Genomic DNA, 9,396 nt, shown 5'->3' with positions numbered 1-9,396 from the left:
CAGCTGGCCCACCGCGCTGCCTACCGCGCCGCTGGCAGCCGTGACCAGCACCGTTTCGCCGGCCTTGGGCGCGATGATCTGGTTCAGGCCGTACCAAGCCGTAATGCCCGGCATCCCGACCACGCCCAGGTAAGCCGACAACGGGATGTGCGTGGTATCGACCTTGCGCATGTTGCGGCCGTCGTCCACGCCCATCTCTGCCCAGCCCATCATGCCGACCACCTTGTCGCCCGGTGCGAATTTCGGGTTCTTCGATGCCACCACTTCGCCGGCGGTGCCGCCAATCATGGTTTCGTCGAGCGGCTGCGGGGCGGCGTAGCTTTTCGCTTCGCTCATGCGGCCGCGCATGTACGGATCGAGCGACAGGTAGTGGTTGCGCACTAGTACCTCGCCCTCCTTCAGTTCGGGCGCTTCGGCCGTCTCGAGGCGGAAGTTCTCGGGTTGAACATTGCCGCGCGGGCGCGACGCCAAAACAATACGTTGGAATTGAGTAGTCATCAGAATTGCTCCGAGAAACCCTGTCCTTCAGGGCAGGGAGTGAAATGAGCCGGGCGCGTAGCGCCCGCAGCCGTCCAAGTGAAAAAATGTTTTGAACTTTGTTGTTGGGACATGGTCAAACTCCATAAGTGCTTCAGTATGCGATTACGCGCTGGGGCATGAGTCACCTGTAACGTTTTTTCCGATCCGCAGTCGCCTTAGGCGAGGTCGAGAGATATCCTGCGGATTGAATAAGAAGCTGGGCTACTTTCAGTCCGGCTTCCGTCTGGGACATCAGACGCCAGCAGTGGGAATCCCCTTCCGTTTACGAAGGGGAGGATGTCAAGATTTATACCGCTGATACACCGCCATCGACCGCGAGGGTCTGGCCGGTGATGTGTTTGCCTGCGTCCGATGCGAACAGCACCGTCGCCCCTTTGAGATCTTCGCCGTCGCCGATGCGGCCGAGCGGCGCGCCCTCGGCCAGTTTGTCGGCGCCGATGGTGTCGAGCACGCCCCTGGTCATCTTCGATGGGAAGAAACCAGGCGCGATGGAATTGACCGTGATGCCGTAGCGGCCCCATTCGCCCGCGAGTGTGCGGGTGAAGTTGATGACCGCGGCCTTCGAGGTATTGTAGGCCACGGTCTGGATGGTGCCGGCGGGGTTGCCCGCCAGTCCCGCGATGGATGAAATATTGATGATGCGTCCGTATTTCCGCGGAATCATCGACAGCTTGCCTACCGCCTGGGTGACCAGGAAGATGCTGCGGACGTTGAGGTTCATGACCTTGTCCCAGGCTTCGACCGGGTAATCCTCGGCCGGGGCGCCCCAGCTGGCGCCGGCGTTGTTGACCAGGATGTCGATGTGGCCGAGGCGCTTGATGGCTTCGGCGACCAGCGGCTGGACGTGGGATTCCTCGGACAAGTCGGCGGCGATGGCGGAGGCGTCGATGCCCATTCCTTTGAGGTGGGCGACGGCTTCGTCGAGCTCGGCCTGCTTGCGTGCGCTGATCACGACCCTGGCGCCTTGTTCGCCAAGGGCTTCCGCCATTTGCAGGCCAAGGCCACGCGAGCCGCCGGTGACCAGGGCGGTTTTGCCGTTGAGGTTGAAGAGTTGTTGGGGTGTGCGCATGGTGTCGCTCACTCTTTAGACCTCGTAGTCCATGCACTGCCGCTCCGCCCTCACGGCCCCGATGAACGGTTTGACCGCCACATGCTCCGGATGATCCGCATATGCGTCGAGCGACTGCTTGCTGTCGAATTCCGAATACAGCACCACGTCATACGTGGCTTCCAGCCCCGGCTGCGCCAGCGCGACCTCGAACCTGAGCGTGCCCGGCACCAGCTTCGCGCACGCATCCAGCATCTGCTTCATCTTCTGCGCATTGGCCGCCTTGTCCTGGCCCTCGGCGAAGTCCTTCAGTTTCCACATTACGATGTGCTTGATCATATTTTTCCTTTTAAAACCACGCATCCTGCATGTCCAGCGCGGTGGTGTCGATGCTTGCCAGCAGGTCGAGCTGCGGCCCGACCTTCGGCAATTCCCAGTTGAAGAAGTAGCGGCATGCCTGAAGCTTGCCATGATAAAAATTCTTGTCGTCTTCGCTGGCCTGCGGCAGGCGTTGCGCCGCTACCAGCGCCTGTTCCAGCCACATCCACGCGATGACCGCGTGGCCCACAGCGTCGAGATACAGGCTTGCGTTGGCCAGCGTCTTGTTCAGGTCGCCCACCGCATACAGGGCGCGTGTAACGGCGCCGATGCGGTGCCATACCTGTTCGAGCGCCTCCGCGTTGGCCTGGAGTTCATGCGGCGCCTCGTGCGATTTCGCGTTGGCGATGGTGGATCCGATCTCGCCGCCGATCGCCTTGAACAGCGCTCCGTCCTGCATCGATACCTTGCGCCCGAGCAGGTCGAGGCCGTGGATGCCGTGGGTGCCTTCATGGATCGAATTGGGCCGGTTGTCGCGGTAGAACTGCTCGACCTTGTATTCGCGCGTGTAACCATAGCCGCCATGGACCTGGATGGCAAGGCTGTTCGCCTCCACGCACCACTGCGACGGCCATGACTTGGCGATCGGCGTCAGGAAATCGAGCAGCTGCCCTGCACGCTCGCGCTGTTCGGGCGCTTCCGCCGTGCGCTGCTCGTCGACCAGCTTCGAGCAGTACAGTACGAGCGCCATCGCGCCTTCGGCATAGGCCTTCTGCGCCAGCAGCATGCGCCGAACGTCGGTGTGCTCGATGATCGGCAGCTGCGGCTTGGCGGGGTCCTTCTCGGCCGGATGCCTTCCCTGCGGGCGGTTGCGCGCGTAGTCGAGCGCGTGCAGGTAACCGGTCATGCCCAGCACCGAGGCGCCCAGGCCGACGCCGATGCGCGCTTCGTTCATCATGTGGAACATGTTGGCCAGGCCCTTGTGCGGCTCGCCCACCAGGTAGCCGATGGCACCCGCCTTTCCGCCGGGGCGGTGCTTGCCCTCGCCGAAATTGAGCAGGCAGTTGGTCGTGCCGCGGTTGCCCATCTTGTGGTTCAGGCCCGCCAGCGCGATGTCGTTCCGTTCGCCCAGCGTGCCGTCGGCGTTGACCAGGAACTTTGGAACGATGAACAGCGAAATGCCCTTGACGCCGGGGATCAAACGCCCGTCCGCGCCGGGGATCTTGGCCAGCACGAGGTGGACGATGTTCCAGGCCATCTCGTGCTCGCCGGCCGAAATCCACATCTTGTTACCCGTGAGGCGGTACTGGCGCTCGCCTTCGGGGCCGTCGACCGGGTCATGTTCCGCGCGGGTGACGATGTCGGACAGGCTGGAGCCGGCCTGCGGCTCCGACAGGCACATGGTGCCGAAGAACTTCCCGGCAAACAGGGGACGCACGAAGCGCTCCACCTGCAGCGGGGTCGCACACTTCAACAGAGTGTTCGCGTTGGCGGTGGTGAGGAAAATGTAGGCCGAGGTGGCGACATTGGCCGCTGTGAAGTAGCCGGACAGCGCCTTGTCCATCACGCACGGCAGCTGCATGCCGCCGAACTCGTAATCCTGTGCAGCCGCCATCAGGCCGGCGTTCGAGAACGCATCCAGCGCTGCCTTCACCTCCGGGATGATCGTGACCTTGCTGCCGTCAAACTGGGGTTCGTTGCTGTCGCTTTTGGCATTGTGCGGCGCGAACAGGTCGATGGCGATCTGCTCCGCCGTGTCGAGCGCGGCGTTGAAGGTTTCGCGGCTGTGATCCTGGAAGCGCGCGCGCAGCGTCAGCGCCTCGACGTCGAGCCATTCGTAGAGAAGGAATTCGAGGTCGCGGCGCGACAGGATTTTCGATTGCATGGGCACCTTGCGGCTTGGACGAGGCTTTGACGCGCCCGCCCGGTTGATCAGACCACTTCGAACAGGCCGGCGGCGCCCTGGCCGCCACCGATACACATGGTCACGACCACGTATTTTACGCCACGGCGCTTGCCTTCGATGAGGGCATGGCCAACCAGGCGCGCGCCGGACACGCCGTACGGGTGGCCGACGGCAATCGCGCCGCCGTTTACGTTAAGGCGGTCCATCGGGATGCCGAGACGGTCGGCGCAGTACAGCACTTGTACGGCGAACGCCTCGTTCAGTTCCCACAGGCCGATGTCGGCCACCGACAGGCCGGCCTTCTGCAGCAGCTTCGGAACGGCGAACACGGGGCCAATGCCCATCTCGTCCGGCTCGCATCCCGCCACGGCGAAGCCGCGGAAGATGCCCAGCGGCTGCAGGCCCTTCGCTTCGGCGGTCTTGCTGTTCATGACGATCGCCACCGAGGCGCCGTCCGAAAACTGGCTGGCGTTACCGGCGGTGATGACGCCGCCCGGAACCGCACTGCGGATCTTCGATACGCCTTCCAAGGTGGTGTCGGCGCGGATGCCTTCGTCGGCCGAAATCGTTACTTCGCGGGTGAGCAGCATGCCCGATTCCTTGTCGGCGACGCCCATCACGGTCGTCATCGGCACGATTTCGGCGTCGAACTTGCCGGCTGCCTGCGCGTTCGAGGCGCGCTGCTGGCTCTGCACGCCGTATTCGTCCTGGCGGTCGCGGCCGATGTTGTAGCGTTTGGCGACCGTTTCGGCGGTTTGCAGCATCGGCCAGTACAGCGCCGGCTTGTGCTGCTTGAGCCACGTTTCCGCCAGCATGTGGGTGTTCATTTCCTGCTGCACGCAGGAGATCGATTCGACGCCGCCCGCCGCGTAGATGTCGCCTTCGCCCGCGATGATGCGTTGGGCCGCCAGCGCGATGGTCTGCAGGCCGGAGGAGCAGAAACGGTTGACGGTCATGCCGGCGGTGGTGACCGGGCAGCCGCCGCGGATGGCGATCTGGCGCGCGATGTTGGCGCCGGTGGCGCCTTCAGGATTGGCGCAGCCGATCAACACGTCCTCGACTTCGCCCGCCTCGATGCCGGCACGCGTGATGGCCGCCTGCAGCACATGGCCGCCGAGCGTGGCGCCGTGCGTCATGTTGAACGCGCCCTTCCACGATTTGGCCAGGCCCGTGCGGGCGGTCGATACGATGACGGCGTCGATCATTGTTGTCTCCTGTAAGTGGGGGCGTGTTTGCCCTGGTTGATCGATACGAGGATAGCACAATTTAGTACGGTCGTTCGCAAACCTTTCGGCGGGTTCGCGCGCGGGCATTTAGAATATGTGTCCCCTGTCTTTGCGAGTCCTCTGCCGTATGAACATTGCGCTTGAAACGCCCGACCAGCCTGACGTGATTGCGCTGATCGCAGAACTGGATGTCTACCAGTTGACGCTGTACCCACCCGAGTCGGTGTTCGCGCTCGACCTGGCTTCACTGAAGCAGCCCAACGTCGTGTTCGCGGTCGCGCGCGATGCGGCCGGCTCGGCGATTGGCTGTGGCGCCATCGTCACCGGCCCCGAATTCGGCGAGATCAAGCGCATGTACGTCAGGCCCGAAGCGCGCGGCAAAGGCGTCGCAGGCAGGCTGCTGCAATTACTCGAAGACGAAGCCGCCCGGCGCGGCGTCAGCCTGTTCACGCTCGAAACCGGCCCCTACCAGATGGAGGCGCTGGCGCTGTACAAACGCAAGGGCTACCGGCGCTGCGAACGCTTCGGCGATTATCCGGACGATCCCTACAGCGTTTTCATGCGCAAGACCTTGCAGTCGCACAAGGTCAAGTAAGCTTGGCGTAAGTTTGAAGCAAGAATGACGTAAGTTTATCGGTCCACACTCCGTGTCAGCCAATACGAATCGGCTATCCGATGACTAAATCGATTACACGGAGACAAACATGGCAATCACACCGGGCATGACCGCCGACGGACGCAAGGTAGTTCCTACGTCCAAGGCGCTGACCAAAGAGGAGCGCAAAGTCATCTTTGCATCCTCGCTGGGTACCGTTTTCGAATGGTACGACTTCTACCTCTACGGTTCGCTCGCGGCGATCATCGCGAAGCAGTTCTTTATCGGCGACCCGACCACCACCTTCATCTTCGCGCTGCTGGCGTTCGCCGCGGGCTTCATCGTGCGTCCGTTCGGCGCGCTGGTGTTCGGCCGCCTCGGCGACATGATCGGCCGCAAGTACACCTTCCTCGTCACCATCCTAATCATGGGCGCCTCGACCTTCCTGGTCGGCCTGCTGCCCAGCTACGCGCAAATCGGCATCGCGGCCCCGATCATCCTGGTAACCCTGCGCATCCTGCAAGGCCTGGCGCTGGGCGGCGAGTACGGCGGCGCGGCAACCTACGTGGCGGAGCATGCGCCGGAGGGCAAGCGCGGCTTCTTCACTTCGTGGATCCAGACCACCGCGACCATGGGCCTGTTCCTGTCGCTGCTGGTGATCCTCGGCGTGCGCACCGCCATGGGCGAGGACGAGTTCCAGGCCTGGGGCTGGCGCATTCCGTTCCTGGTGTCGGTGCTCCTGCTTGGCGTCTCCGTGTGGATCCGGATGTCGATGAATGAATCGCCTGCGTTCGCCAAGATGAAAGCCGAAGGCAAGACTTCCAAGGCGCCGCTGAGCGAAGCCTTCCTGAAGCCGAAAAACGCCAAGATCGTCCTGCTGGCGCTGATCGGCCTGACCATGGGCCAGGCGGTGGTCTGGTACACCGGCCAGTTCTACGCGCTGTTCTTCCTGACGCAGACGCTGAAGGTGGACGGGGCCACGGCCAACATCCTGATCGCGATTTCCTTGTTGCTGGCGACGCCGTTCTTCATCTTCTTCGGCATTTTGTCGGACAAGATCGGCCGCAAGATGATCATCCTGGGCGGCTGCCTGATCGCCGCCGCCACCTACTTCCCGATCTTCGGCGCCCTCACCCACTACGCCAACCCGCAGCTGGAAGCCGCACTGAAGAACTCGCCAGTGGTGGTGATCGCGGATACTTCAACCTGCAACTTCCAGTTCGACATGACTGGCACCCGTGTATTCACCGATTCGTGCGACATCGCGACCCGCATGCTGACCGGCGCATCGGTCAGCTACACCAAGCAGGAAGCGCCTCCGGGCACGGTTGCCCGCATCAAGATCGGCGACAAGGAATTCAGCTCGTTCGAAGGCACCAAGACGCCTGACGGCCTGAAGTTCGACGCCGCCAGCAAGGCCAAGGAAACCGCAATGAAGGCCGAAATCGGCGAAGCGATCAAGGCGGCGGGCTATCCGGCCAAGGCCGATCCGGAGCAGATCAACAAGCCGATGGTCGTGCTGCTGCTGTTCATCCTGGTGCTGTATGTGACCATGGTGTACGGTCCGATCGCGGCGATGCTGGTGGAGATGTTCCCTACCCGCATCCGCTACACCTCGATGTCGCTGCCCTACCATATCGGTAACGGCTGGTTCGGCGGCCTGCTGCCAACCACGGCGTTCGCGCTGGTGGCGTTCAAGGGCGACATCTACTACGGCCTGTGGTATCCGATCGTCGTGGCACTGATCACCTTCGTGATCGGCATGCTGTTCGTGAAGGAGACCAAGGACAACGACATCTACGCGACTGACTGATGCGAGCTTGCCGTTGAACGAAAAATGCCGCTAGCGATAGCGGCATTTTTCTTGGGACTCGCGGATGGCATTGTCTTTGCCGATATGCATATCAAATATACATTTTCTCTGCTGGAACCTGCGTTATGCTTCGCTTCTCTATCATTCTTTCGGGAAACGACGATGCTCAAAGTATTGATGCTGCTTTGGTTCTGCGCCGCTGGTGCGGCCCACGCTGCGGAAGCAGGGACTTGGATCGTGGCGCTCGATCGCTGGGGCAACTACTCGTACCAGACGCTCTCCTTGCGAGAGGACGGCGCTCGCCTGGAGGGAGATATTGATGGCGACAAGTTGAGCGGTAGCCGACAGGGCGCGAGCATCGAGTTCAGCGCGCTCGACCAGGACGGGGCGCGCTACCTGTACCGGGCCAGGTTGGAGGGTGATTCGATGCGCGGTAGCGCAGACTTCCCCGACACGAACAATCCCAAGGCACGCGCCCAACACGCGTTCACTGCGCGCCGGCTCCCGCAGCGGCCGCCAGGCGCGCCGCACCGCCATGATTTCACCCCATCGGACTATGCCAATGTGTTCAGTGCCGACCGGGCGCCGGTGCTGACCATCTGGCCGGGCGACAGCGTGCATACCACGACCATCGATTCGGGCGGGGTGGACGAGAAGGGTGTGACGCGCGCCCTGTTCGGTAACCCACAGACCGGTCCGTTTCACGTGGTTGGCGCGGCCCGTGGCGATACGCTGGTGGTGCATTTGCGGCGCCTGCGGCTGAATCGAGATTACGCCGACAGCCTCGATACTATTGTCGGGCGCGCGCTGACAGGCGGCATGGCCGCCAAGGCGACGGACCTGGGCAAACCGGTGCGCTGGGCGCTCGATCGCGCGCGCGGACTGGCGAGTCCGGAAAATCCGGACCCGGCGATGCGCAAGTTTTCCGTGCCGGTACGGCCGATGCTCGGCGGCCTGGCGGTCGCCCCCGGCGATGGACCGCCCGTGTCGACTGGCGACACGGGACGCTTCGGCGGCAACATGGACTTCAACGAAGTCGTGGAAGGGAACACCGTTTATTTGCCGGTGCAACAGCCCGGCGCGCTGCTCTACCTGGGCGACGCGCACGCGCTACAGGGTGATGGCGAGACCTCGCAATATGCGCTGGAAACGTCGATGGATGTCGAGTTCACGGTTGAACTCATCAAGAACAAGGCAATCGGCATGCCGCGCGTCGAATCGCCAACCGAGATCATGACGCTCGGGCAGGCAGGTTCACTCGACGACGCCTTGCGGGCGGCGACCAGCGGCATGGTGCAGTGGCTGCAGCAGGACTACGGCCTGTCTTTGTCCGAATGCGCGCAGGTGCTGGGCAGTGCGGTGAAGTACTCCGTGGCGAACCTGGCTGGACGTAGCGTTGGCGTCGCCGCCAAGCTCGACAAATCGCTACTGAAGCGACGCCCTTGACCGAGCGCGGTCACCACCGCCGACGTCCTCAAGAGTCATATCGGCGGCATGCTGAGTCTGGCGGGTAAGGGCAAGGCCCACACCCGCCGGACTTGCCGATTCAGCTGTTGAAACCTTTGCCTTCTGCGGCTAGTTTCACCATCAGCGGCGCCGGTGCCCATGCAGCACCTTCACGGCCCCTGGCGTACTTCTCCATCGCCGCCAGCACGTTCGGCAGGCCCACCTGGTCGGCGTAGAACATCGGACCGCCGCGGAACAGCGGGAAGCCGTAGCCGGTCAGGTACACCATGTCGATATCCGATGCCCGCATCGCGATCCCCTCTTCCAGGATGCGCGCGCCTTCGTTGACCAGCGAGTACACCAGGCGCTCGACGATCTCCTGGTCGCTGATCTTCCTGCGCCCGACGCCGATGTCGGCCGAGTGCTTGACGATCATGTCGTTCACTTCCTGCGACGGATAGGCCGTGCGGTCGCCCGCCTTGTAGTCGTACCAGCCGGCGCCGG

The 9,396-nt window shown here is 63.0% G+C and carries 8 protein-coding genes and 1 pseudogene; 3 read left to right on the top strand and 6 right to left on the bottom strand.

Going from position 1 to position 9,396, the window contains the following annotated elements; genetic code table 11:
• The 5 genes and pseudogenes from D3872_RS10455 to D3872_RS10435 form a co-directional block, all read right to left on the bottom strand.
• A pseudogene (locus tag D3872_RS10455) lies at positions 1-498 on the bottom strand (NADP-dependent oxidoreductase); the annotation flags it as partial.
• Positions 499-826: 328 nt separating this feature from the next.
• Positions 827-1,609 carry an SDR family oxidoreductase gene (locus tag D3872_RS10450; protein ID WP_119810714.1) on the bottom strand — a complete coding sequence of 261 codons (783 nt, stop codon included), beginning with the start codon at positions 1,607-1,609 and terminating at the stop codon, positions 827-829.
• Between the two features lie 15 nt (positions 1,610-1,624).
• Positions 1,625-1,927, bottom strand: coding sequence for a Dabb family protein (locus D3872_RS10445; RefSeq protein ID WP_119810713.1), 303 nt, complete (start codon positions 1,925-1,927; stop codon positions 1,625-1,627).
• A 10-nt stretch (positions 1,928-1,937) separates the two neighbouring features.
• Positions 1,938-3,791 carry an acyl-CoA dehydrogenase gene (locus tag D3872_RS10440; RefSeq protein WP_119810712.1) on the bottom strand — a complete coding sequence of 618 codons (1,854 nt, stop codon included), beginning with the start codon at positions 3,789-3,791 and terminating at the stop codon, positions 1,938-1,940.
• Between the two features lie 47 nt (positions 3,792-3,838).
• Positions 3,839-5,017 carry an acetyl-CoA C-acyltransferase gene (locus D3872_RS10435; RefSeq protein WP_119810711.1) on the bottom strand — a complete coding sequence of 393 codons (1,179 nt, stop codon included), beginning with the start codon at positions 5,015-5,017 and terminating at the stop codon, positions 3,839-3,841.
• A 148-nt stretch (positions 5,018-5,165) separates the two neighbouring features.
• On the opposite strand from D3872_RS10435, the gene D3872_RS10430 reads away from it, so the two are divergent.
• From D3872_RS10430 to D3872_RS10420, 3 genes are all read left to right on the top strand, one after another.
• A complete protein-coding gene (locus tag D3872_RS10430) occupies positions 5,166-5,633 on the top strand; it encodes a GNAT family N-acetyltransferase (RefSeq protein WP_119810710.1) in 468 nt (155 codons plus the stop codon).
• A gap of 109 nt (positions 5,634-5,742) precedes the next feature.
• Positions 5,743-7,446 carry an MFS transporter gene (locus D3872_RS10425; protein WP_119810709.1) on the top strand — a complete coding sequence of 568 codons (1,704 nt, stop codon included), beginning with the start codon at positions 5,743-5,745 and terminating at the stop codon, positions 7,444-7,446.
• A gap of 24 nt (positions 7,447-7,470) precedes the next feature.
• Complete coding sequence (locus tag D3872_RS10420; protein ID WP_220476924.1) at positions 7,471-8,892, top strand: acetamidase/formamidase family protein; 1,422 nt, start codon at positions 7,471-7,473, stop codon at positions 8,890-8,892.
• A gap of 100 nt (positions 8,893-8,992) precedes the next feature.
• Here the strand turns inward: D3872_RS10420 and D3872_RS10415 are convergent.
• Positions 8,993-9,396, bottom strand: a 404-nt coding sequence (locus D3872_RS10415) for a 3-hydroxyacyl-CoA dehydrogenase family protein (RefSeq protein WP_229459259.1), incomplete at its 5' end; no start/stop codon positions are given.

It is taken from the genome of Massilia cavernae, assembly GCF_003590855.1.
GTDB lineage: Bacteria > Pseudomonadota > Gammaproteobacteria > Burkholderiales > Burkholderiaceae_D > Telluria_A > Telluria_A cavernae.
This window is presented reverse-complemented; position numbering and strand designations above follow the sequence as displayed.